This window comes from Kribbella sp. DT2, assembly GCF_049844575.1.
GTDB lineage: Bacteria > Actinomycetota > Actinomycetes > Propionibacteriales > Kribbellaceae > Kribbella.
In genome coordinates, this window is record NZ_JBNCLH010000007.1 from 323,097 (window position 1) to 345,230 (window position 22,134).

Annotated in this window: 23 protein-coding genes; 11 read left to right on the plus strand and 12 right to left on the minus strand. The window is 69.8% G+C overall.

The features are described from left to right. The first annotated feature begins 12 nt into the window (after window positions 1-12). Window positions 13-477, plus strand: a complete 465-nt coding sequence (locus ACLQ2O_RS28975) for a GNAT family N-acetyltransferase (protein WP_425837288.1) — start codon at window positions 13-15, stop codon at window positions 475-477. Between the two features lie 1,348 nt (window positions 478-1,825). On the opposite strand, the gene ACLQ2O_RS28980 is transcribed toward ACLQ2O_RS28975, so the two are convergent. Next, a complete protein-coding gene (locus ACLQ2O_RS28980) occupies window positions 1,826-2,200 on the minus strand; it encodes a GNAT family N-acetyltransferase (RefSeq protein WP_425837291.1) in 375 nt (124 codons plus the stop codon). 113 nt (window positions 2,201-2,313) lie between these two features. After that, complete coding sequence (gene map / locus ACLQ2O_RS28985; RefSeq protein ID WP_425837294.1) at window positions 2,314-3,162, minus strand: type I methionyl aminopeptidase; 849 nt, start codon at window positions 3,160-3,162, stop codon at window positions 2,314-2,316. A 55-nt stretch (window positions 3,163-3,217) separates the two neighbouring features. Here map and ACLQ2O_RS28990 point away from each other — a divergent pair, with 55 nt between their 5' ends. Next, a complete protein-coding gene (locus ACLQ2O_RS28990) occupies window positions 3,218-3,409 on the plus strand; it encodes a hypothetical protein (RefSeq protein ID WP_425837297.1) in 192 nt (63 codons plus the stop codon). A gap of 69 nt (window positions 3,410-3,478) precedes the next feature. Here the strand turns inward: ACLQ2O_RS28990 and ACLQ2O_RS28995 are convergent, their stop codons facing one another. Beyond that, window positions 3,479-4,111, minus strand: coding sequence for a histone H1-like repetitive region-containing protein (locus ACLQ2O_RS28995; RefSeq protein ID WP_425837300.1), 633 nt, complete (start codon window positions 4,109-4,111; stop codon window positions 3,479-3,481). Between the two features lie 294 nt (window positions 4,112-4,405). Here ACLQ2O_RS28995 and ACLQ2O_RS29000 point away from each other — a divergent pair, with 294 nt between their 5' ends. Further along, window positions 4,406-5,152 (plus strand): helical backbone metal receptor, encoded by a 747-nt coding sequence (locus ACLQ2O_RS29000; protein ID WP_425837303.1) that lies wholly within the window; start codon window positions 4,406-4,408, stop codon window positions 5,150-5,152. Window positions 5,153-5,215: 63 nt separating this feature from the next. After that, window positions 5,216-5,392 carry a hypothetical protein gene (locus tag ACLQ2O_RS29005; RefSeq protein ID WP_184807057.1) on the plus strand — a complete coding sequence of 59 codons (177 nt, stop codon included), beginning with the start codon at window positions 5,216-5,218 and terminating at the stop codon, window positions 5,390-5,392. A gap of 45 nt (window positions 5,393-5,437) precedes the next feature. Here the strand turns inward: ACLQ2O_RS29005 and ACLQ2O_RS29010 are convergent, their stop codons facing one another. Next, window positions 5,438-5,935, minus strand: a complete 498-nt coding sequence (locus tag ACLQ2O_RS29010; RefSeq protein ID WP_425837306.1) for an NUDIX hydrolase — start codon at window positions 5,933-5,935, stop codon at window positions 5,438-5,440. A 153-nt stretch (window positions 5,936-6,088) separates the two neighbouring features. On the opposite strand from ACLQ2O_RS29010, the gene ACLQ2O_RS29015 reads away from it, so the two are divergent. Next, a complete protein-coding gene (locus ACLQ2O_RS29015) occupies window positions 6,089-6,997 on the plus strand; it encodes an aldo/keto reductase (protein ID WP_425837308.1) in 909 nt (302 codons plus the stop codon). Here ACLQ2O_RS29015 and ACLQ2O_RS29020 read toward each other — a convergent pair. Beyond that, window positions 6,942-8,432, minus strand: a complete 1,491-nt coding sequence (locus ACLQ2O_RS29020; protein WP_425837311.1) for a PLP-dependent aminotransferase family protein — start codon at window positions 8,430-8,432, stop codon at window positions 6,942-6,944. The genes ACLQ2O_RS29015 and ACLQ2O_RS29020 overlap by 56 nt on opposite strands. 102 nt (window positions 8,433-8,534) lie before the next feature. On the opposite strand from ACLQ2O_RS29020, the gene ACLQ2O_RS29025 reads away from it, so the two are divergent. Further along, entirely contained in the window at window positions 8,535-9,086 is a 552-nt protein-coding gene (locus tag ACLQ2O_RS29025; protein ID WP_425837314.1) for a dihydrofolate reductase family protein, read from the plus strand. Here the strand turns inward: ACLQ2O_RS29025 and ACLQ2O_RS29030 are convergent, their stop codons facing one another. The 3 genes from ACLQ2O_RS29030 to ACLQ2O_RS29040 form a co-directional block, all read right to left on the minus strand. After that, window positions 9,087-9,767 (minus strand): HAD family hydrolase, encoded by a 681-nt coding sequence (locus tag ACLQ2O_RS29030; protein ID WP_425837317.1) that lies wholly within the window; start codon window positions 9,765-9,767, stop codon window positions 9,087-9,089. Between the two features lie 6 nt (window positions 9,768-9,773). After that, window positions 9,774-12,512 carry a 3-methyl-2-oxobutanoate hydroxymethyltransferase gene (gene panB, locus ACLQ2O_RS29035; RefSeq protein WP_425837319.1) on the minus strand — a complete coding sequence of 913 codons (2,739 nt, stop codon included), beginning with the start codon at window positions 12,510-12,512 and terminating at the stop codon, window positions 9,774-9,776. 155 nt (window positions 12,513-12,667) lie between these two features. Continuing rightward, the gene (locus ACLQ2O_RS29040; RefSeq protein ID WP_425837322.1) at window positions 12,668-14,440 is read right to left on the minus strand and encodes an NAD+ synthase; all 1,773 of its coding nucleotides are present in this window, start codon (window positions 14,438-14,440) and stop codon (window positions 12,668-12,670) included. 128 nt (window positions 14,441-14,568) lie between these two features. Here ACLQ2O_RS29040 and ACLQ2O_RS29045 point away from each other — a divergent pair, with 128 nt between their 5' ends. After that, window positions 14,569-15,729: a DUF418 domain-containing protein gene (locus tag ACLQ2O_RS29045; protein ID WP_425837325.1), complete on the plus strand. Its 1,161-nt coding sequence runs from the start codon at window positions 14,569-14,571 to the stop codon at window positions 15,727-15,729. A 45-nt stretch (window positions 15,730-15,774) separates the two neighbouring features. Continuing rightward, window positions 15,775-16,152: a hypothetical protein gene (locus tag ACLQ2O_RS29050; RefSeq protein ID WP_425837327.1), complete on the plus strand. Its 378-nt coding sequence runs from the start codon at window positions 15,775-15,777 to the stop codon at window positions 16,150-16,152. On the opposite strand, the gene ACLQ2O_RS29055 is transcribed toward ACLQ2O_RS29050, so the two are convergent. Together ACLQ2O_RS29055 and ACLQ2O_RS29060 are read right to left on the minus strand one after the other, a co-directional pair. After that, window positions 16,153-17,946 carry a DUF2207 domain-containing protein gene (locus ACLQ2O_RS29055; RefSeq protein WP_425837330.1) on the minus strand — a complete coding sequence of 598 codons (1,794 nt, stop codon included), beginning with the start codon at window positions 17,944-17,946 and terminating at the stop codon, window positions 16,153-16,155. 40 nt (window positions 17,947-17,986) lie between these two features. Further along, window positions 17,987-18,349 (minus strand): nuclear transport factor 2 family protein, encoded by a 363-nt coding sequence (locus tag ACLQ2O_RS29060; protein WP_425837333.1) that lies wholly within the window; start codon window positions 18,347-18,349, stop codon window positions 17,987-17,989. 46 nt (window positions 18,350-18,395) lie between these two features. Here ACLQ2O_RS29060 and ACLQ2O_RS29065 point away from each other — a divergent pair, with 46 nt between their 5' ends. Both ACLQ2O_RS29065 and ACLQ2O_RS29070 read left to right on the plus strand, forming a co-directional pair. Then, on the plus strand, window positions 18,396-18,863 hold the full coding sequence (locus ACLQ2O_RS29065) for a hypothetical protein (protein WP_425837336.1): 468 nt from the start codon (window positions 18,396-18,398) through the stop codon (window positions 18,861-18,863). After that, window positions 18,863-19,795: a hypothetical protein gene (locus ACLQ2O_RS29070; protein WP_425837338.1), complete on the plus strand. Its 933-nt coding sequence runs from the start codon at window positions 18,863-18,865 to the stop codon at window positions 19,793-19,795. Before ACLQ2O_RS29065 ends, ACLQ2O_RS29070 begins: the two co-directional genes overlap by 1 nt. Here ACLQ2O_RS29070 and ACLQ2O_RS29075 read toward each other — a convergent pair. Continuing rightward, the gene (locus ACLQ2O_RS29075; RefSeq protein ID WP_425837341.1) at window positions 19,721-20,125 is read right to left on the minus strand and encodes a hypothetical protein; all 405 of its coding nucleotides are present in this window, start codon (window positions 20,123-20,125) and stop codon (window positions 19,721-19,723) included. The two genes, ACLQ2O_RS29070 and ACLQ2O_RS29075, sit on opposite strands and share 75 nt — an antisense overlap. 125 nt (window positions 20,126-20,250) lie before the next feature. Between ACLQ2O_RS29075 and glnA the strand changes: the two genes are divergently transcribed. Beyond that, a complete protein-coding gene (gene glnA / locus ACLQ2O_RS29080) occupies window positions 20,251-21,591 on the plus strand; it encodes a type I glutamate--ammonia ligase (RefSeq protein ID WP_425837344.1) in 1,341 nt (446 codons plus the stop codon). Window positions 21,592-21,693: 102 nt separating this feature from the next. Here glnA and ACLQ2O_RS29085 read toward each other — a convergent pair whose 3' ends face one another. Continuing rightward, window positions 21,694-22,080: a hypothetical protein gene (locus tag ACLQ2O_RS29085; RefSeq protein ID WP_425837347.1), complete on the minus strand. Its 387-nt coding sequence runs from the start codon at window positions 22,078-22,080 to the stop codon at window positions 21,694-21,696. Between the last annotated feature and the right edge of the window lie 54 nt (window positions 22,081-22,134).

Consider the following 22,134-nt stretch of genomic DNA (forward strand, 5'->3'; position numbering starts at 1 on the left):
GCCGCCCCGCTGATGCTCCTCATCCGCCCACCCGCACCGATCGAGCCCGCCAGCCCGCCGGCCGGGATCACCCTCCGCCCACCGACCCCCGAAGACACCGAGGCCCTCGGCCGTACGTACTTCGCCTCCTACCCACCAGGCATCGCCTGCGCCACCGAGACAGAAGCCATCGAAGACATCCGCCTCACCTACGCAGGCGAGTACGGCGTACTAGACCTGTCAACCAGTCGCCTCGCCATCCACTACAACACCATTGTCGCCGCCGCCCTGGTCGTAGAACGAGCCCCCTGGCCCGACACCCCCAACTGCCCATTCCTGATCGAGCTCTTCACCCTCCCCACCCACCGCCACCAAGGCATAGCCCAGTCCCTCCTCACCGCCTGCCTGACCCCCACAACCGCCCTAGCCCTCCGCGTACAGGACAACAACACTCCCGCCCTCACCCTGTACACCCGCCTCAACTTCCACCCGGCCTAACACCCGAGCACGCCCCGACCGGGCCTCCGCTGCGCAGGTGCATCCAGCACGACGAGTGCTGACCCCACCCGTCGGTCCACCTACACACCGCAACCCGCGCCTCCACTTGCGGCGTCGACCTGGGATGCCCCCCGGCTCCACTTGCGGCGTCGACCAGGGATGCCACGCCGCGGCTGCCGCTTGTGGCGTCTCCCCGGGTACCCCGCGGCGCCTACCTGCGCTGCCTACCCGGGCCACCACCTGCGCTGCCTACCCGGGCCACCACCTGCGGTGCCTAACCCGGGCCACCACCTGCGGTGCCTACCCGGGCCACCACCTGCCGTGCCTGCTCGGGTGCCATCAGCTGCAACGACCTGCGGGTGCCCATCCGGGCTGTCGCCTGTGGTTTCGGCCTGTGGAGTCCACTCGGGTTGGCGCCTGCGGCGACTACCACCTGGGCTTCCTCTGCGGGCCCACCCGGGCGTCCACCTGCGGCGCCCGCTTGCCGCTTCACCTGCGATGCCCAATCGGGCTGCCATCCGTGGCTTCAGCGTGCGGCTTTCCACCTGCGGCGCTAACGGGCTGCCAACCGCGGCGCCTGCCTGCGGCACCCACCCAGGTTGCCGCCTGGGCTTCCACCGGCGGTGCCCACTCGGGCATCCGCCTATGGCTTTACCTGCATTGCGCACTCAGGATGGCATCGTCGCTTTCACGCGAGCAATCACCCGCGACGCGCCTGCCTACAGCGCTCACCCGGGTTGCTACGTCGGCTTTCCCTGCGGCGCCCAGTCGGGCTGCCACCTGCGGTGCCCGCTCGGGCTACCACCTGCGGCTTCCGCCTGCGGGGCTCACCCCTTGGCTTCTATCTGAGGTGCCCATGCTGGCCGCTCCCGTGGGTTCAGCGCGCGGCTTTCCACCTGGGGTGCTCACCCCGGGCTGTCAATCGGTGGGCGCCTGCCTGCGGTTCCCACGGGTTGCCACCGGGCTTGCACCTGCGACGCTCACTCGGGCTTGCACCTGCGATGCCCACTCGGGCTTGCACCTGCGATGCCCACTCGGGCTTGCACCTGCGATGCCCACTCGGGCTGTCAGGTGCGACACTCACCCGGCCTGCCACCTGCGGCTTTCGCTGGCCTCATCCGCTGGTGGCTTTCAGCTGGGCAGGCAGGCAATTGCAGGCGAACGGCTGTCGGTGGAAACGCCGGGACTGCGATCGTGGCCGGCGCGGCATCGACCGCTGGACCGGCTGCTCCTCTCGCTCGCCGGTTGACTGGCTCGTAGTTTGACGACTGACGCCGTACAACGCGGCAGTCGTCGACGACGGGAGCAGTCGTCGAATGCGGGTGCAGTGGGCAAGCCCAGGGAAAGGTCAGCCCGGGTAGATGCGGAAGCCGTTGTAGGTGTGGTGCTGGAAGGACGAGTAGAAGTCCTGGGCGGTGTCGGTGACGAGATCGATGCGCAGGGCACCGGTCAGGGGAGCGGCGTACTCCAGCAGGGCTCGGCCGACACCGCGGCGGCGGTGCGTCGCCGCGACGGCCATCAGCGACAGGTGGGCCTGGATGTGGCCGTCGCTTTGCAGGTACGCGAAGCCGACGACTTCGTCGCCTTCCACCGCGACGACGCTCGTCACACCAGGAGCAGTCAGTACGACGTGCGCGCGCTCCGCGTCGGCGGGGAAGCTCGGCCAGTCCTCGGCCGCGCAGATCCTCAGTACGCCGTCCAGGTGCGCGCGGTCGTAGCGCATCACCTGCACGGCCCGGGAACTGCCGGACCCGGGGCGCGCATCGCCAGGGCCCTGCGAGGGGTGTCCATGCCCGGACCCGGGCGAGGGCTGTACGTCGCCAGGTCCGGTGATGTTCACGGCAGGGTGAGGATCTCGGCGCCGGTGTCGGTGACGAGCAGCGTGTGCTCGAACTGCGCGGTGCGGGACTTGTCCTTGGTGCTGGCGGTCCAGCCGTCGTCCCACAGGTCGTAGTCGTAGCTGCCGAGGGTCAGCATCGGCTCGATCGTGAACGTCATCCCGGGCTCGATCACGTCGTCGAAGCGCTCGTCGTCGTAGTGCGGGATGATCAGGCCGGAGTGGAACGCGGTGGCGATGCCGTGCCCGGTGAAGTCGCGGACGACGCCGTAGCCGAAGCGTTTCGCGTACGACTCGATCACGCGGCCGATGATGCTGACCTGGCGGCCGGGCTTCACGGCCTTGATGCCGCGCAGCAGCGCCTCGTGGGTGCGCTCGACCAGCAGGCGGCTTTCCTCGTCGACGTCGCCGACCAGGAACGTGGCGTTGGTGTCGCCGTGCACGCCGTCGAGGAACGCGGTGATGTCGACGTTGACGATGTCGCCGTTCTCGAGCGGGCGGTCGTCGGGGATGCCGTGGCAGATCACCTCGTTGACCGAGGTGCACAGGGACTTCGGGTAGCCGCGGTAGCCCAGCGTCGACGGGTACGCGTCGCGCTCCACGAGGTACTCGTGGCCGACCGCGTCCAGTTCGTCGGCGGTCGCTCCGGGCTTCGCGGCGGCGCCGACGGCCTGCAACGCCCGCGCGGCGAGTTTGCTCGCGACGCGCATCTTCTCGACCAGTTCGGGGGACGTGACGTAGGAGCCCTCGTACGGCGTCGGCGCGGGCTTGTCCACGTACTCCGGGCGCGGAATGGAGGCGGGAACAGGGCGGCGCGGCGAGATGATGCCGGCAGTGAGAATCGACATGGTGGGATCATTCTAGTTAGTTGCGACAACTTCACCGGGAAGGTGGTCCGCTGCGATGGCCGACGACGATCACAGCAACGAGTGGTACTACAACACGAAGACCGGCGAGGTCGAGCCGTACCAGGGCGCGAAGTCCGGCGACCGGCTCGGTCCGTACGGCTCCCGCGAGGAAGCGGCCCGCGCGCTGGAGAAGGCGGAGGAACGCAACGAGGCCTGGGACAACGACCCGAAGTGGAACGACGACTGACCGCGACGGGCTGAACGTGCCGAGGGGCACCACCGGAACTCCGGTGGTGCCCCTCGATCGTTGCGGCGACTAGCGCGACGTCGCCTTGCGGGCCGGCGCCTTGCGCGCCGTCGTCCGCTTGGCCACGGTCTTGCGGGCCGGGGCCTTCTTGGCGGCGACCTTGCGAGCCGGCGCCTTCTTCGCGGCGACCTTGCGGGCCGGCGCCTTCTTGGCCGCGACCTTCTTCGCCGGTGCCTTCTTGGCCGCGACCTTGCGGGCCGGCGCCTTCTTCGCGACCGTCTTCTTGGCGGCGACCTTCTTGGCGGGAGCCTTCTTCGCCACGGTCTTCTTCGCCGTCGTCTTCTTGGCCGGCGCCTTCTTCGCGGCCGTCACCTTTTTGGCGGCGACCTTCTTCGCCGGCGCCTTCTTGGCAACGGTCTTCTTGGCGGCGACCTTCTTGGCCGGAGCCTTCTTCGCCGTCGTCTTCTTCGCGGCCGTCGTCTTCTTCACCGCCGTGGTCTTCTTCGCGGCGGTCTTCTTGGCGGGTGCCTTGGAGACCGCCTTCTTGGCCGCACTCACCTTCTTCGTCACTGTCTTCTTCGCTGCCGTGACCTTGCGCGCGGTCGTTGTCTTCGCGGCTGGGCCCTTCTTGGCGACAGTCTTCTTGGCGGGAGAAGCCTTTTTGGCTGTCGCCTTCCCTGCGGCTGCCTTCTTGGCTGGCACTCTGCCTCCTTGGTGCGGCTGAGGAAAACCACGGTGGATTCCTCGTCGTCCTGATGATGACAACACTTGGTGCCCACGTAAAGCACCTGAATGCCCAACAGGTCAAGGCGTCCACGCCGGCAATTCGCGCGGTAATGCCGAAAATCCTTGTGCAGAAGGGATTTCGGAGACCCACGAGCATGCCGCAACGCGCTGAAGAAATGTTGGCGACACGCGCACGAACTGGCCACTTCGGCGCGTTTTCGGACAGTGTTGTCCTCGGCAACGTCTCTGCGAACGATCGGATCCGGTGCGGTGCGAACCCTGTACGACGACCTCGACGGCCCTGTCGAACTGCCCGCTGAAATCACGAAGGTGGTCAGCATCGTGCCGTCGTTGACGGAGTCGATCGCGCACACGCACCGGTCCTTGCTGGTCGGTGCGACGGACTGGTGCAGCCATCCGCACGACCTCGACGTGACGCGAGTTCGCGGCACCAAGAATCCCGACGTCGAACGCATCGTGGCCTTGCGTCCCGACGTCGTCGTCGCGAACGCCGAGGAGAACCGCGCGGTCGATCTCGACGCGTTGCGCGCGCACGGAATCGCGGTCTGGGTGACGTCGCCGGCCACGGTGGAGGAGTCACTGACTTCGCTCGCGCGAATGCTCACGGCGATCACTGGCGGCGCTCCGTCCTGGCTCGACGAAGCACGCGAAGTGTGGAGTACGCCGTACGAAGGACCGCGCCGGCGGGCGGTGATTCCGATCTGGCGAAAGCCGTGGATGGCGCTCGGCCGGGACACGTTCGCGGGTGATGTGCTGAAGCATCTCGGGATCGACAACGTGCTGACGGAATCACCGGAACGTTATCCGCGGATCGAGCTCGGCGCGTTACCGCCGTACGACGTCGTGGTGCTGCCGGACGAGCCGTACGCCTTTTCTCCCGACGACGGTCCGGAGGCATTCGACCGGCCGGCGAAGTGCGTTACCGGTCGTCATCTGACCTGGTACGGGCCTTCGCTGGTGCGGGCGCGGGGAATTCTCAGCGGACAGCTCGCGTGACCTGCGCCACGGTGATTGCCGTCTCAGGTAGACAGTTAGGTCAGCCTCACCTACCCTCCAAGGGTGCCGGAGATGACCGCGAAGAAGAAGTGCTGCAAGGACAAGCCGAGGTGCAAGAAGTGCCCGGTGGTCCTCAAGCGGCTGGCTGACGCCGGCTGCGCGGAGCGCCTCGACCTGCGGCACTACGTCGTGGACAAGAAGGTCAAGAAGAAGGTGCTGAAGCAGGCGCGCGAGCGCTGACCCAGCACCTCCCTGACGCAGTACGGCGGGATCAGTACGGCGGGGTCAGGACGCCTGCCGCAGCGTGATCGCCTCGACGGCGACCCGCAGCAGGCCGGGGATCGTGACGTGCGCGGCCTGACCGGTCGCCTCCAGTTCGTCGGGGTGCCACCAGCCGTGGTCGCTGATCGTCTCCAGCTCGAGCTGCTCCTGGTTCGCGAACGTCACCTCGACGGTGTCGACACCGACCGCGAAGAAGGTCTGGTGCTGGATGATCGGGCAGCCGCCCCACTCGAACTCGATCGTGTTGGTCGCGACCGGTTCGCCGAGCGCGTCGGACGGCAGCAGGATGCCGACCTCCTCGCGCAGTTCCCGCAGGCCCGCCTGCACCACGGTCTCGCCCGTCTCGACGCCGCCACCGATCGTGAACCAGTACGGCGTACCGGGTTTCAGCGGGTCCCAGCCGTGCAGCAGCAGCACCTTCCCGTCCGGGCGAACGGGCAGGACACGAGCCGTCGTCCGCCGGACGACAGTGCCTGGTGGAGGCAGCCGGGAATCTGTCACATCTCAAAACGCTAGACGACCTGTCCCGACCTTCGACCGCTTCCACGGCGCGTCGCCGTCAGCAACTGTTCCGGCCTGGTCCTTCTGTGGCGGCGTGATCCACGCAGCGGACCAGGCCCGTCCGCGGTTGGAGCACGGTGAGACGATCGCCGTATGACAGCGCGCATCGGTCTGGGTCTGGCGGCTCTGGGACGTCCCGGTTACATCAACCTCGGGCACGACGAGGACCTGCCGCCGGGGCGCGCGGTGGACGACCTGCGGCGTCGTACGCACGAACTGCTCGACCAGGCCTGGCAGTCCGGAGTGCGGTACTTCGACGCGGCCCGGTCGTACGGGCTCGCGGAAGTGTTCCTCGGCGAGTGGCTGGCCACGGACCCGAAGCGACGGGCTCAGCTGACGGTCGGGTCGAAGTGGGGCTACACGTACGTCGCCGACTGGCGCTCGGACGCCGACCAGCACGAGATCAAGGACCACTCGCTCGCGACCTTCGAACGCCAGTGGCCGGAGACCTTGGAGGCGCTCGGCGGCCCGCCGGACTTCTACCTCGTGCACAGCCTGACCAAGGACAGCCCCGCGCTGGCCGACACCAAACTGCTCGACCGCCTCAGTGAGCTCGCCGCCACCGGCGTACGGGTCGGTCTGTCGACCAGCGGCCCGCATCAGGCTGAAACCTTGCGGGCGGCCCTGGAACTCGGCGGTCCGTTCACCGCGGTGCAGTCGACGTGGAACGTGCTCGAACGGTCGGTCGGGCCCGCACTGGCGGAGGCTCATGACGCCGGTTGGTTCGTCGTGGTGAAGGAGGCGGTCGCCAATGGCCGGCTCACGGCGAAGGCCGGTACGACGCCGTTCGCGGCGTTTGCCGCTCAGCATCACGTCGCGCCTGATGCGCTGGCGATCGGTGCTGCCGTCGCGAACCCGTGGGCCGATGTCGTGCTCAGCGGAGCGACGACCGCCGAGCAACTCACCAGCAACCTCGCCGCGACCGAGGTCGAGCCGCTGGCCGAGTTCACGCAGAGTCCCGCGGAGTACTGGACGGAACGCTCAGCTCTGCCGTGGATCTAGCCGGCCGGCCTGGCCCTGCGTCCAGTGCGTCGATCGCCTCGGCCAGTCCGTGAATGCCTCGGCGGATGCCCGATTCGTTGACGTTGCCGAAGCCGAGCACCAGCCCCGGAGCGCCGGGAACGCTGTCTCCGACAAGGTAGTCGCCGAGGCCGCGCACAGACACCGACCGCGCCTCGGCCGCCGCGACCACAGCCGCTTCGCTCGTCCCGGGCGGCAGCCGCAGTACGGCGTGACAACCGGCCGCAAGACCGGTCAGCCGCAGCGCCGGCAAGTGCTCGTTCACGGCGGCGATCAGCGCGTCACGCCGTACCTGGTAGGTCGTCCGCATCCGGCGAAGATGCCGGTCGTAGCGTCCCGACTCCATCAACCGGGCCAACGCCAACTGATCCAGCGCGGGAGCGCCGCGACTGGTCAGCGCCTTCGTCTCGACAAGCCCGTCGACGACCGCGGGCGGCGCGAAGATCCAGCCGATCCGGATCCCCGGCGCGAGCGTCTTGCTCACCGAACCCAGCGCGATCACGCGCTCAGGCGCCAAGCCCTGCAGGGATCCGACCGGCTGCCGGTCGTACCGGAACTCCGAGTCGTACTCGTCCTCGATCACGAACCCGTCGACCTGCTCGGCCCACGCGACCAGCTCCTGCCGGCGTACCGGACTGAGCGCGACACCGGTCGGGCACTGATGCGCAGGAGTCAGTACGACGGCCCGCGCGCCGCTCACCGTCAGCGCGGCGACATCGACCCCGTCCTCGTCCACCGGCACCGGTACGGCGTGCAGCCCGAACCGCTCGGCGATCCGGTCGTGGTCGCGCGGGCCCGGGCTCTCCAGGCCGACGCGCTCGACTCCGTGCGTGGCCAGCGTCGCGAAAACGAGCGTGAGCGCGTGCCGGAACCCGGTCGTCACGATCGTGCGCTCCGCGACCGAGGCGCCCGCGCGGACGCGGCGGTGGTACGCCGTGAGGACGTCGCGCAAGCGCTGGTCGCCGCGGTCGGGCTCGTCACCCATCAAGGTCGCGGGTGCGAGCCGGGCGGCGTCGCCGAGTGCCCAGACCCAGTCGCGCACGGGAGCTGACGCGAGGTCGGGGATGCCGTACTCGAAGTCGACGTCGAACCGTTGCTTCGGTCCGTCGTACGCCGTGCCGGTGCTTTCCAAGGGCGTTGTTGCCGCGCGCTCGGCGACCCGGGTGCCGGAGCCGACCTCGCTGACCAGGTAGCCCTCGGCGTACAGCTGTGCGTAGCTGTCGACCACGAGCCCGCGCGAGATCCCGAGCTGGTCGGCGAGACTGCGGGACGAGGGCAACCGTTCGCCCGGCCGGAGCGCGCCGGTCCGGATCGCCGACCGCAACTGCTCGCGCAGCTGGTGCCCGAGCTGCCGCGGCGCGCCGCGGTCGAGCTGCATCAGCAGACCGGGCCCGTCGCCCTTCCACTCCACCGTCATGGCGCCTCCCAAGTGGTTCACTCGCCGTCCCCCGAAATGGACCTTCAGCCCGTGCCGCATTCGACCACATGCTGGAGGTCGTCCACCGAGGGAAGGAACACCATGCGTGAGATCGTCAACTCCACCTACATCAGCCTCGACGGGGTCATCGAACGCCCCCAGACCTGGCCGAGCACGGGTGGTTTCACCGAGGAGGGAAACCGGATCCAGGACGAGCTCGTGCTCGGCTGCTCCGCGGTCCTGATGGGCCGGCACACCTACGAGGGCTTCGCCGACGTCTGGCCGAACCTGCCCGCGAGCGAGCTGGTCGACAAGATGAACACGATGCCGAAGTACGTCGCCTCGAACACGCTGGCGGACCCGAAGTGGAACAACACCCACCTCATCGAGGGCGACCTGGGGGAGGCGGTCGGCGCGCTGAAGCAGGAGCCGGGCGGCGACATCGTCCAGTTCGGCTTCGGCGAGGTGAGCCGCACACTGCTGGCCGCCGGCCTGCTCGACCGCCTCCGCCTGTGGGTCCACCCGTTCTTCGTCGGCAGCGGAGGCCCGAACGACCTGCTCTACCGCGACCTCGCCCTCACCCACTTCGACCTCACCGGCACCACACCCCTGCAGTCCGGCATCGTCATCCTGGACTACCGCATCCGGCGGTGATCAGCTCCGCAGTACGCCGGGAAGCTCGTGGAGGGTGCCGAGCACAGCATCCGGCGCATGCCCCGCCGGACACGGGAAGCCGTCGCGGTTCAGCCAGATCCCGGTCCAGCCCGCGGCCCGCGGACCGGTCACGTCGTTCGGCAGCGAGTCCCCGATCATCGCGATCGCGCTCGGCGGGCGATCCACCTTCTCCGCCGCCAGCTGGTACGCGGCTGGATCGGGCTTGGCGACGCCGAGGTCCTGCGAGAACAGGACGACGTCGAACAGGTCCTCCAGGCCGGCCTTGTCCGGGTAGCTGTTGCCGTTGGAGAGCAGGCCGATCGTGTACGTCGTACCGAGTGCGCGCAGTACCGGCAGCGTGTCCGGGTAGAGCTCGATGTCGGCGAAGCGGCGGTCGAGGTAGAACGCGTTGAGCTCGGCGGCCAGCGGCGGATCGGACGGACCGAGGCGTGCGAGGGTGCGCTGGAAGGCGGCCAGGCGGAGGCGTTCGAGGTTGAGCTCGGTGCCGTTGAGCTCGGCGGCGACGGCCTGACGGTCGGCGATCAGGTCGTCGACCGTCAGGGACTCAGCGGCTGAGCGGTGTTCGCGGAGCTTGACGAGGGTGGCGTGCAGGGATCTGCGCATCACCTGGTCGAAGTTCCACAGGGTGTTGTCGCCGTCGAAGAACAGCGTGTCGATCAACGGTGGTCAGAAGGTGTGTTCGTCGGCGGGGAAGCTGCCGTTGCTGACCTCGGCGGCGTACGTCGTGGCCGCGGTGGTGAGGATCGTGCGCAGGTCGGCGTACTGCTTGACGAAGCGGGGCATCGGGCCGGAGCGCAGGCCGGCCATGTCCTGCCAGACGAGGACCTGGGCGTCGGTGTCGCGGCCGGCGCCGATGCCGATCGTCGGGATGCTGATGCGTTTGGTGATCTCGGCGGCGACGTCGCCGGGGACCATCTCCAGCACGACCGAGAAGGCGCCGGCTTCGGCGAGAGCCACGGCGTCGTCGATCAGTCCTGCTGCTTGGTCGCCGCGGCCTTGGACGCGGTAGCCGCCGATGGTGTGCTCGCTCTGCGGGGTGAAGCCGATGTGGGCCATCACCGGGATCCCCGCCTGGGTGAGCTTCTCGACCGCCGGTACGACGGAACGGCCGCCCTCGAGCTTCACCGCGGCGACCCCGGCCTCCTTCATGAACCGGACGGCCGTGTGGAACGCCTGCTCGGCGGAGGCCTGGTACGAGCCGAACGGGAGGTCGGCGACCACGAGCGCGCGCTGCGTGGCTGTCGCCACCGCGCGGGCGAGCGGGATGAGCTCGTCGACGGTGACCCGCAGGGTCGACTCGTAGCCGTACACGTTGTTCGCCGCCGAATCGCCCACGAGCAGGACCGGAATGCCGGCCTCGTCGAAGATCTCGGCGGTGTACTGGTCGTACGCCGTGAGCATCGCCCACTTCTCGCCGCGGCTCTTCATGTCGCGGAGGTGGTGGATGCGGTACTTGCGGGGGCGCTTGGCGGCGTCGGCGGGGGTGCCGGATGCGCCGGGGGTGTTGAGGGCGCCGGAGTGGGACGGGTCGGACGAGATCGTGGTGGTGATGTTGGGCGCGTGCTGACCTGTCGGCCGGGCGGGCTCGGCTTGCTGCGCGCCGGGTGCGTTGCCGCCGGACCGGCTTTGCTGGGCCGCGGGTGCGTCGCCGCCGGGCTGGGCGCGGCGGGCTCGGTGAGAGACGGCCGCTTCGGCTTTCACCTGGCTCGGCGCGTCCTGCTGTACGTCGGCCCGTCGGCGGGCGCCGGCCGGGCGGCCGTCGGGGCGCATCTCCGGACGGCCTTCTGCATGGCCTTCTGCACGGCCTTCTGGGCGGGGCTCGGGGCGCGTCTCCGGGTGGTTGCTCTCGTACTCCGCGCTCGGGTCGGTCGGGTAGCCGTTGACCGCTGCGTTCTGCTGAGCGGCCGGGGGCTGAGGAGCAGGCGGGCGGTTGGCCGGTGGGCGCTGGGCGGCCGGCGGGGGAGGCGACGGAATGGACGCCTGGACAGCGGGCTGGATGCCAGTGGACTGCTGGGCCGGGTACCCGTTGCCGGGTGCGCCGGTGTGTCCGTTGCCGCTGCTGTGGCCGTTGCTGTTACCCAGCGTGCTGCCCGAGCCCAGACCGTTGCCGGTGCCCGAACCCAGCCCGTTGCTAGTGCCGGAGCCCAGCCCGTTGCCGGTGCCGGAGCCCAGACCGTTGCTGGTGCCCAGGCCGGTGCCGTTGTCGGCGCCGAGCGGGGTGGGCGCGGGCTGGCCGTTGCCGTTCGCGGTGCCGTTGCTCGGGGCGGGCGGCGGGGTGTTGGTGGGCGGGCGATTGGTGAGCCCGTTCGACGGCGGCGGCGGTGGGGGCGTCGGAGCGCTGCCGCTCCAGCCGTTGCCGGGCGTGCCGTTGCTGCGCTGGGTCAGGCCGTTGGAACCGTTGCCCGGCGGCGGCCCGGCGGGGCGCTGCGGGGGAGTGGGCTGCTGCGGCGGTGGGCCCTGGCGGTTGACGGGCTGCTCAGGCGCACGACGCGGTGGCTCACCCGGCTGAGGTGCGAACGGGCTCTGCTGCCGTCCGGGCTGAGGCGGAGCCGGCGGGCGCTCCTGGTACGCCGAAGGAGCGAACGGTGAGTCCTCGTACCGCGCGGCATCCTGCCCGAACTCGCGGGCGGGCTCGCGCCCCTCCGGTGGGAGGAGGCGGGCGGGCTCGCGCCCGAGGTCGCGTCCAGCGTCGCGCGCGGCGTCGCGGCCCGGTTCCGGTGGGAAGCCGCGGCCGTTCTCGCGCGCCGACTCCGGTGGGAAGCCGCGCCCGCTCTCGCGTCCTTCGTCGCGCGGGGGTTCGGGTGCGAAGGGGGATCCGGTTTCGCGGGCCGACTCGGGCGGAAAGCCCCGCCCGTTCTCGCGTCCCGCGTCGCGCGGCGACTCGGGCGGAGCACCTCGCCCGTTCTCGCGCGGCGACTCCGGCGGCAAGCCTCGTCCGGTTTCGCGCGCCGACTCAGGCGGCAAGCCTCGTCCGGTTTCGCGCGGCGACTCCGACGGCAAGCCGCGCCCGTTCTCGCGCGCCGACTCCGGGGGCAAACCTCGCCCGTTCTCGCGCGGGGCGTCGTACCCAGCCGGCCGGCGCTCGTCGGGATGGCGCTGTGGTTCGGCGTACTGGCTCGGATAGCCGCGGTCCTCGGCGGGGAGGAAGGGGGACCTGGGGACGTACGGCTGCTGCGGTACGGGGCCGCGCTCGTACGTGCGGGGTGCGTTGGGTAGCGACGGGGACGGGTCGAGACCCTCCAGCGTCGAGCGGTCGCGCCAGCTGTCGCCTGAGTCGTCGGCGTAGCCGTAGTCCGAGCGGTGGTGCTCCTCGGTTGTCCGGTTCTTCGGTCCGGTCCCGTACGGCGCCGGCAGCTCGTCGTCGGCGTCGCCGTTGGTACCGGCCGACATGAAGTTGTCAACCATGCCTTCATCGTCCCACCGTTGCGGAGGGTGAGCGCCACCGGCTGTCGACGAGGCGTCGCTCACAGCGTCCGCGGGCAGGTCCGACCGCCCGGGCTGCTCGTCGAACGGGCTGTCCCAGGGAGCGTCGGAAGGAGGGCGGTTCCGCCACGATCCACTCAGTTGTCGGCAGCCTTTCTGGCGTCCTCACGCCACGCGTTCGTGATCGGGAGCCGCCGGTCGCGGCCGAACGCCTTGTGGGTGATCTTGGGACCCGGAGGATACTGCCTTCGCTTGTACTCCGCCTTGTCGACCAGCTGGACCACCTTGCTGACCAGCTCCGGCTCGAACCCGGCGGCGACCAGCTCGGCACTGCCGCGGTCCTGCTCGACGTAGTCGTCGAGCATGTCGTCCAGCAGGTCGTACGGCGGCAGCGAGTCGGTGTCGACCTGCCCCGGCCGCAGCTCCGCTGACGGCGGCTTGGCGATCGCGTTCTCCGGGATCGGCGGTTGCTTGCCCTTCGCCGCGGCGTCGGCGTTGCGCCACTTGGCCAGCCGCCAGACCACGGTCTTCGGCACGTCCTTCAGCGGCGCGAACCCGCCGACCGAGTCGCCGTAGATCGTCGAGTACCCGACGGACAGCTCCGACTTGTTGCCGCAGGCAAGTACCAGGTGGCCGTCGGCGTTCGACAGGCCCATCCAGATCACCGCCCGCACCCGCGCCTGCAGGTTCTCCTCGGCCAGCCCGTTCAGCCCGAGCGTCTCCAGGAACGGCTGCACCATCGGCTGGATCGGGATCACCCGGTAGTTCAGCCCGGTCCGCGCGGCCAGCTCGGCGGCGTCGTCGCGGGAGTGGTCGCTGGAATAGATGCTTGGGTTGGAGATGCCGAACACGTGCTCGGGACCGACCGCGTCGCAGGCGATCGCGGCGACCAGTGACGAGTCGATTCCGCCGGACAGCCCGAGCAGCACCGACTTGAACCCGTTCTTGCGCACGTAGTCGCGCAGCCCGAGCACGACCGCGCCGTACATCTCGGCCTCGTCCGACAGCCGCGGCGCGATCGCGGCCGGCATCGGCTCGTACGCCGGCAGCGGCTCGTCGTGCAGCACGGTGTGCACGATCTCGATGCCCTCGTGCTCGGCGACCGGGATCGCGGTCGCGGCGGGCAGGTCGAGGTCGACGATCATCGAGCCCTGCTCGAACTGCGGCGCCCGCGCGAGCACGTTGCCCTCGGCATCGGCGATCAGCGAGTCGCCGTCGAAGACCAGCTCGTCCTGGCCGCCGACCAGGTTCACGTACGCCAGCGCGCAGCCGGCCTCGCGGGCCCGGCGCGCGACCAGCTCGCCGCGGACGTCGTCCTTGTTCGCCTCGTACGGCGAGGAGTTGACCACCAGCAGCAGATTCGCACCGGCCGCGCGGGTGACCGCGACCGGGCCGCCGTCCTGCCACAGGTCCTCGCAGATCACCAGCGCGACGTCGATGCCGTGGATCCGGACCACCTGCAACGTGTTGCCGGGCACGAAGTGCCGGAACTCGTCGAAGACGCCGTAGTTGGGCAGGTGGTGCTTGACCGCGCTGGTCACGACGCGGCCCTGGTGGATCACCGCGGCCGAGTTCGTCGGGGAGCCCTTCGGCCGGCCGAGCCGGTCGACGCCCATCGCCGTACCGGCCGCGCGGTCGAGGTACCCGCAGACCACGACGACGTCGCCGAGGCCCTCGTCGGCCAGCCGCTGCGCGAGCGTCTGCACCTTCGACTGGGACGCGTCGACGAACGAGCCGCGCAGGGCCAGGTCCTCGACCGGGTAGCCGGTCAGGACGAGCTCCGGGAAGGCGACCACGTGGGCGCCGCGCTCGACCGCGCCGCGGGTCCAGGAGACGATCTTGTCCGCGTTCGCGTCGAGGTCGCCGACCGTCACGTCGAGCTGAGCGAGAGCAAGCCGGAGCTGAGGCACCTGTGCACCCTACTGGGTTCGCGCGGTGCCCCGAAGCGACTCGGCGAAGTCTTGACCGGCGACCAAGGTTGCGGGCCGAGATACTTTTCGCCGACGACCGTGCGCGGCCCCGCGGATTCACTGAGAACGTGACCACCACCGAGCAAGGACCGACCGCCGTCACCGAGCGCGCGCTGGGGCCCGACCTGGCCCGCGGCTTCATGCTGCTGTTCATCGCGCTGGCCAACTCGCACTACTTCCTGCGCGGGTCGTCGGTGCTCGGCGGCTTCCCGCAGGACGGCTCGGCGATCGACCGCGCCGTCACCTGGCTGATCGCGACTTTCGTCGACGGCCGGGCGTTCCCGATGTTCGGCCTGCTCTTCGGGTACGGCGTCGCGCAGATCGTCCGCCGGCAGACCGGGACCGCCTGGGCGACCCGGTTCCTGCTGTGGCGGCGTAGCGCCGTGCTCGTGGTCCTCGGGTTCCTGCACGCGATGCTGCTGTACGTCGGCGACATCCTCGCCGCGTACGGCGTGCTGCTGTTCTTCGGCGTCTGGGCGATCCGGTGGAAGGACCGCTGGCTGTTCGTCGTCGCGTTCCTCGTGCTGGCACTGACCGCGCTGCCGAGCGACACGTCGCTGTCGATCAGCACCGACGCACCGGACGTCTCGATGCTGCCGCCGGACCTCCGGACGCAGTTCTCGGAGCGGATCCTGGTCAGCCCGGTGATCGCGCTGCTCGGGCCGATCGGGTTCCTGCCGCCGTTCCTGATCGGGGTGTGGGCGGGCCGTCGGCGGATCCTGGAGCGGCCGGCCGAGCACCTTCGGTTGCTCAAGGCCACGGCGGTCGTGGGCATCAGCATCGCCGTACTGGGTGCGCAGCCGGTCGCGCTGACGCTGTCGCGAGTGATCGACCAGCCGACGGGCGACACGCTCAGTCTGGTCGGGCCGCTGCACGACGCGAGCGGAACGCTCGGTGGGTTCGGGTACGCCGCGCTGATCGTGCTGATCGCCACGCGCATCCGCCGGGGTCGCGTGACGGAGGCGATCGCCGCGACGGGGCAACGATCGCTGAGCTGCTACCTGATGCAGTCGGTGGTGTGGACGGTGGTCTTCACGCCGTACCTGCTCGACCTCTCGGACACGTTGACGGTGGCAACGACCGCGCTGCTGGCGACGGTGGCCTGGACGGTGACGGTGGTCCTCGCCGACCGGATGCGCGCGGCCGGCTACCGCGGGCCGTTCGAGCTGCTGATCCGCCGCATCACGTACCGCACCGGCGTGTCGCGTCGACCGTCGGTACGGCAGTGACGGACGATCCGCAGACCATTCGGAATCGCCTGCACGGAGTACTACGTGAACCTCAGCCTTGCCGACCAGCCGACGCTGCCGGACCTGTCCGACGACGAGCGGCACCTGCTCAACCTGGTCGCCACGCCCGCGGCGACCCTGCTGGGGTTGGTGGCCGACGTCCTGCGGACCCGGCTGTTCGGTGAGGACGCCGCGATCTGGGTGGACCTGTGGCAGACGAACCCGTCGACGGCTCGCGTCGAGTGGCAGGACGGGCCAGAGCTCGCCGAGGTGCTCGAGCACCTGCTGCCGCGGATGATCGAGGGCACGTTCGAAGGCGTTCCGGGGCTGCGGTCGGTGACGACGGCCGACGCGCAGGCGCAGCTGGTGTGGATCGGCACGACGAGCCCGGTCGCGCTGCACCTCACGCGTCTCGACACCTGATCACCAGGAGCCGCCGCCCCCGCCTCCACCGCCGTCGCCCGCTCCGGCGCCGCCGCTGAAGCCGGAGGCGCCGCTGTCCGCTCCGCTGCTCCAGCCGGTGCTGCCGGCGTACGCCGTACCGGAGCCGCCGATCAGGGTGCCGGCCATGAACGCGGCGACCCCACGCCGGAACCGGCCGACCCGGAAGACTCCCACCGAGCTGAAGAAGCTCACCGGGTCGCCGCCTTCGAGCAGCTGCTCCCACCGGTCGCCCTGGTCCAGCACCATGGCCCACGGCAACAACTCGACCAGCGTGTGGTCCGGCAGGTCCTCGGCCCGGACGGTCTCGAGGTAGCGCTGGAACGACCGCAGCTCGACCACCAGCTCACGGCCCGGCCGCGTCAGCCGGCCGCGCGAGGTAGTCCGCCGTACGACGTACAGGGCGGTGCAGGCGAGCACGACCAGCACGAAGACCAGGATGCCGTCGAGCGGGCGGTCGGTGACCGCGGTGCCGATCCCGGCGGCGATGAACCCGAGCAGCGCGAGGCCCAGCATGCTGAGGAAGACCGGGACGAACTGGAGCTTGCGGCCGGCCACCGGCGCGGTGCGCGAGGCCGAGGGCAACGGGGCGAACCAGTTCTTGGTGGTGACGTCGGCCCGGAGCGCGCGGGCCATGGCGCGTTGCGCGTCCAGCGGACGGCGCCGGTGCTGCAGGGTGACGGTCGTCCCGGACTTGAGGGTCGGGAAGAGGCCTCTGACGAGAGCGCGGTGGTGAGAACGCTTCGCGGCCTGGGGATCGACCAGGACCACGGTGGTCTCGTCGTCCGTGCCGAGCTGGACCGCGCCGAGCAGGGCGAGCTCCAGCAGGGTGGCCTGGATCGCTTCGCCGTCGACGTACCCGTGGAGGAGGAACCGGGCCTCGGCGGCGGTGATCGCCGGCGGGGTGGTCATCACTGGGCGGCCGGACTTCCGGCCGCTCCAGCGGAAGAACAGCACCACTGCGCCGGCGACGAGCAGGACCAGCGCGACCAGGCCGCCGAGCACCTCGAGCAGCCCGGTCGAGGTCGGTCCGGCGGCGGACTCGATGAAGGGCGCGCCCTCGCGGAGCTCGCCGGGGTTGATCCACGCGGCGATCGTCAGCTGCTCGCCGGTCGGGAGCGTGCCGTGCGTGTACGTCGCCTTGCCGTTGGCGAGGTTCGCGCGCTCGCAGGGGGTCGTCGAGCCGAGCTTGCCGGCGTAGCAGGTGGCGCGGGGGACTCCGCCGGGGACCTCGACGGTGACCTCGACCTTCTGCAGCGGGGCGATCCAGCCGCGGCCGGTCGCGTTCCAGTACAGCTCGGCGTGGTCGGCGAAGTACCGGATCGCGCCGCGCAGCCGGTAGCTGAGCACGTACGTCGCGGTCTCGCTGGTGACGGTCTTCTCCGGTGCGCCGATCCGCAGGCGCAGGGCCTTGGTCCGGTGGCCGCCGAGCAGGACGTCCTCCTGCTCGACGGTCGTGTCGGCGCCGGTCGGGCTGGTCACCTTCACGTCGCTCACGTCGTACCGCTGGTCGTGGTCGTCGCCGTACGGCTCGCGGACCAGGAGGTCGCGGTAGATCCCGTGCCGGTCCGATGACTCGCCGAAGCGGTAGACGATCGTCTCGGTGACCTGGACCGTCCCGTCGCGGTCAACGCGGTAGGCGATCGCGAGGGACTCGACCTGCTCGGTCGCGGGACCGGGTGCCGCGAAGACCTGCGACGAGGGAGCCGCGACCAGCGCGGCACATGACGCGGCAACCACCACCAGGGCACGGGCCCACCACCGTCGACGGCTCATGCCTGAGTAGATGGCCTGGCGGCCGCCGGGGTTCCCGTCGTCAGGGGATCGTGTCGGGATCGACTTCCACCGTGTACGACGTGATCGAGGTGAGATGTCCCTGGGTGAACTCGTACAGGTCGCACGACGAGACGATCGACGACTGCCACTTGGTGTCGACGTACCGGGTGACCGTGTGCACGGCGACGGAGTCGGCGTTCGCGATCGTCTTCGACCGCAGGAACTGCGTCGTCGTTCGCGCCAGTCCCGCCAGTGCGTTCTCGCACGCCTGCACGACCTGCTCGTGCCCCTCCAGCTTCGCCGCCCCTACCAGCGTCCAGGTCACCTCCGGGTGCAGGAACGGGTACACCTCCGAGAAGCGGTGCCGGGAGAAGGCCTCCGCCACTTCCTGAATCGTCGCCATACACGAGATCTTCTCAGTTCGATGGGCGAACCGTGCGTGGTGTGTAATGACCGGCGTGACTACGGGTGATGGGCTGCGGCTGGGCCGGGTGGGGAAGACGGTCAGAGTCGTGGTCGCAGCGGTCGGGATCGTGCTGCTGGTGAACGGGTCGGTGCGGATGTCGGACGACATGTGGCCGTTCGGGCCGATGTCGCAGTACGCGATGACGGTGCCGGACGACGCCTCGATCACCTACACCCGGATCCAGGCGCAGACCGATGCGGGGACCTCGGTGGACGTGCCGTTGAACATCGAAGGTGCCGGCGTGGCCCGGGCGGAGATCGAGGCCCGGACGGGAGAGATCGTCAAGGATCCCGCCCTGCTGCAGCAGGTGGCTGACGGGTGGGCTCGCAAGCACCCGGACAAGCCGAAGTACGTGAAGCTGGAGCTGATTCAGGACACGACTCAGCTGGTGGAGGGTCGCGTCGACGGGCCGCCGAAGTCTGAGACCGTGGCGACCTGGCAGGTGCGGTGATGAGCGACACCAAGCTGAACCGAGTGGCCAACTGGTTCACCCCGAAGATCGCGCTGGCCCGCGTCGCCTGGCTGCGGACGATTCTCTACCTGTTCGTCATCCTCGACATGCACGCGTTCGTGCGGGACACGCGGCTCAAGGGCGAGCACCCCGGGCTCTACCAGCCGCTCTTCCTGGCGCGTCTGTTCGACCTGCCGAAGCCCTCGGTCGCCAACACGACCACCCTGTACGTCGTACTGATCGTGTTCTGCCTGCTCGGCGCCTCCAACCGGCTGCCGCGGCTCGCGGGATGGGTGGTCGCGCCGGCGTTCACCTGGTGGGTGCTGATCGGGATGAGCGACGGCAAGGTCGACCACGACCACCTCGCGCTCGTCGTCGCGCTGTGGGTGCTCCCGACCGTCGCGCCCAACAAGAACCGCACCCGTTCGGTGTACGCCGACCAGACGACCTCCGAGGCGGCCGGCTGGGCGATCCGCTGTGTCCAGATCAGCGTCGTCGCGACGTACTTCCTGTCCGCCGTCGCCAAGCTCCGCAGCGCCGGCTGGGCGCTGACCTGGCCCGGCAGCGCCGTCCTGACCTGGGCGATCGTGCGCCGGCCGCACCCGGTCGGCGAGTGGCTGCTGCACCACCCCTGGATGCTGCACGTGATGCAGTGGATCGGGATCATCGGCGAGTTCCTGTCGCCGCTCGTGCTCTGGCTGAAGGGCCGCTGGCAGTTGCTCGGCGCGCTGTTCTTCATCGGCTTCCACGTCGCGAACACCGCGATCCTGCTGATCCACTTCCTGCCGACCGTGGTCTGCTGGCTGGCCTTCGCCCCGATGGAGCGGATCGTGCCCTGGTTCCAGCGGGGCCGGAGGTCAGGTGGCGACGCCGGAGAGCCCGAAGACGAGCCCGAAGACAGCCGGCAGCCCCAGCAGCAGCCCGGCGCGTAGCCGGAAACGCCGGCCGCCGGGGCCCGGCGTCCGGACGACGCGGGACAGCACCGCGCCGGCGTACCCGAAGACGAGCGCGGCGAGCAGGATCTGCTTGGTCGGCAGGGTGGCGTCGTTGTGGGTCAGGCCGAGGGTGACCAGCCCGGGGCAGCAGAACGCGAACATGCCGTACCCGAGCTCGGGAATGGGGAGCCAGCGACGCCCGAGCACGTCCAGCTCGGCGGGCCGGCGGCGTTGCAGCGACCGGACGAAGCGCCCGGTGCTGAGCAGCAGGTCGCTGATGCAGAGCAGGGCAGCCACGATCAGCGCTGCCTGGAAAATCGTCTGCACCGGCGCAACCTTAGGCCCTGGACCACCTGCTGTCCCAGTCGGCACGTAACGTCTGCTTAACACTGCCGGGGCACACTGTGTGAGGTCCGGTCCGACGCCGTACGACGAGAGAGGTGGAACCGCCGATGGACAAGCAGCAGGAGTTCGTGCTGCGCGCGCTCGAGGAGCGCGACGTACGGTTCGTGCGGCTGTGGTTCACCGACGTGCTGGGCTTCCTGAAGTCGGTGGCGGTCGCCCCGGCGGAGCTGGAGGGCGCGTTCGCCGAGGGGATCGGGTTCGACGGTTCCGCGATCGAGGGGTTCGCCCGGGTGACCGAGGCGGACATGCTCGCCAAGCCGGACCCGTCGACGTTCCAGATCCTGCCCTGGCGCGGGGAGACGATGGGCACCGCGCGGATGTTCTGCGACATCAACATGCCCGACGGCTCGGCCGCGTTCGCCGACCCGCGGCACGTGCTGAAGCGGACCCTGTCGAAGGCGGCCGACCTCGGCTTCACCTTCTACACCCACCCCGAGATCGAGTTCTACCTGTTCAAGTCGCTGACCGGCGCCCCCGGGACGTACCCGGAGCCGGTCGACTCCTCGGGCTACTTCGACCACACCCCGCAGGGCGTCGGCAACGACTTCCGCCGCGAGGCGATCACGATGCTGGAGTCGATGGGCATCTCGGTCGAGTTCAGCCACCACGAGGGCGGCCCGGGTCAGCAGGAGATCGACCTGCGGTACGCCGACGCGCTGTCGACCGCGGACAACATCATGACGTTCCGCGTGGTCGTCAAGGAGGTCGCGCTCAGCCAGGGCATCTACGCCTCGTTCATGCCCAAGCCGCTGAGCGACCACCCGGGCTCGGGCATGCACACGCACATGTCGCTGTTCGAGGGCGACCGGAACGCGTTCTTCGAGGGCGGCGCGCAGTACCAGCTGTCCAAGACCGGGCGGGCGTTCATCGCCGGCCTGCTGCACCACGCGGCCGAGATCACCGCGGTGACCAACCAGTGGGTGAACTCCTACAAGCGGCTCGCCGTCGGCGACGAGGCTCCGTCGTTCATCTCCTGGGGCCACAACAACCGCTCCGCCCTGGTGCGCGTGCCGATGTACAAGCCGCACAAGGGCCAGTCGAGCCGCGTGGAGTTCCGCTCGCTCGACTCCGCCGCGAACCCGTACCTGGCGTTCGCGCTGATGCTGGCCGCCGGCCTGAAGGGCATCGAGGAGGGCTACGAGCTGCCCCGCGAGGTCGAGGACGACATCTGGTCGCTGACCGACCGCGAGCGCCGCGCGCTGGGCATCAAGCCGCTGCCGAGCAGTCTGGCCGAGGCGATCCACGCGATGGAGGACAGCGAGCTGGTCGCCGAGACACTCGGCGAGCACGTGTTCGACTTCTTCCTGCGCAACAAGCGGGTCGAGTGGCAGGACTACCGCAAGCAGGTCACGCCGTTCGAGCTCAACAAGCTGCTGCCCGTCCTGTAGGACACAGCCTGTAGGCGTCAGCTTCAGATGAGGTTGTTTGTTGGCAGATCGTACTGAGCCGAACGGCAGGCTCCCCGCGCGGGGAGCCTGCCGTTCAGGTGATCAGAAGGTCTTGGTGTACTTCGTGCCCTTGTAGTACATCTTCACGCCGTCGGGCTTGGACGCGTCGTGACCGAACGACAGCTTGCCGGTGTAGGTGCTGCCGTGCTTGCCGGCGGCAACGTCCCGGTAGCCGTAGTCGGACGAACCGTTGCGCGTCACGTTGTAGCTGATCCCGCTGCCGCAGTTGTTGGTGACGTCGACGACCCACTTGTAGTCGTTCCAGCCTTCGTTGTTCAGCTTGGTCCGAACGACCTTCACGCAGGAGGGCCAGGCGGCCGCGACGGCAGCCGGGGTGGCCGTGCCGGTGGGTGCGGCGGGGGCTGCCTGCGCGGTGAGCGGGGCGGCGACAACGGTGGTGCCCAGAGCGAGGATGGCGAGGACGCGCATCGTGGATTCCTTTCGCGTAGTGACATCGCCGGGTGACGGCGAGTTGAGTCGCCG

Bases quoted from the DNA above. Each gene is read 5' to 3' on its own strand.
- ACLQ2O_RS28975 (WP_425837288.1), top strand. From the start codon at position 13: ATGCTCCTCATCCGCCCACCCGCACCGATCGAGCCCGCCAGCCCGCCG.
- ACLQ2O_RS29065 (WP_425837336.1), top strand. From the start codon at position 18,396: ATGACCGGCGTGACTACGGGTGATGGGCTGCGGCTGGGCCGGGTGGGG.
- ACLQ2O_RS29085 (WP_425837347.1), bottom strand. From the start codon at position 22,080: ATGCGCGTCCTCGCCATCCTCGCTCTGGGCACCACCGTTGTCGCCGCC.
- ACLQ2O_RS29015 (WP_425837308.1), top strand. From the start codon at position 6,089: ATGACAGCGCGCATCGGTCTGGGTCTGGCGGCTCTGGGACGTCCCGGT.
- map (WP_425837294.1), bottom strand. From the start codon at position 3,162: ATGTCGATTCTCACTGCCGGCATCATCTCGCCGCGCCGCCCTGTTCCC.
- ACLQ2O_RS29020 (WP_425837311.1), bottom strand. From the start codon at position 8,432: ATGACGGTGGAGTGGAAGGGCGACGGGCCCGGTCTGCTGATGCAGCTC.
- ACLQ2O_RS28980 (WP_425837291.1), bottom strand. From the start codon at position 2,200: ATGCGCTACGACCGCGCGCACCTGGACGGCGTACTGAGGATCTGCGCG.
- ACLQ2O_RS29055 (WP_425837330.1), bottom strand. From the start codon at position 17,946: ATGAGCCGTCGACGGTGGTGGGCCCGTGCCCTGGTGGTGGTTGCCGCG.
- ACLQ2O_RS29060 (WP_425837333.1), bottom strand. From the start codon at position 18,349: ATGGCGACGATTCAGGAAGTGGCGGAGGCCTTCTCCCGGCACCGCTTC.
- ACLQ2O_RS28990 (WP_425837297.1), top strand. From the start codon at position 3,218: ATGGCCGACGACGATCACAGCAACGAGTGGTACTACAACACGAAGACC.
- glnA (WP_425837344.1), top strand. From the start codon at position 20,251: ATGGACAAGCAGCAGGAGTTCGTGCTGCGCGCGCTCGAGGAGCGCGAC.
- panB (WP_425837319.1), bottom strand. From the start codon at position 12,512: ATGGTTGACAACTTCATGTCGGCCGGTACCAACGGCGACGCCGACGAC.
- ACLQ2O_RS29025 (WP_425837314.1), top strand. From the start codon at position 8,535: ATGCGTGAGATCGTCAACTCCACCTACATCAGCCTCGACGGGGTCATC.
- ACLQ2O_RS29070 (WP_425837338.1), top strand. From the start codon at position 18,863: ATGAGCGACACCAAGCTGAACCGAGTGGCCAACTGGTTCACCCCGAAG.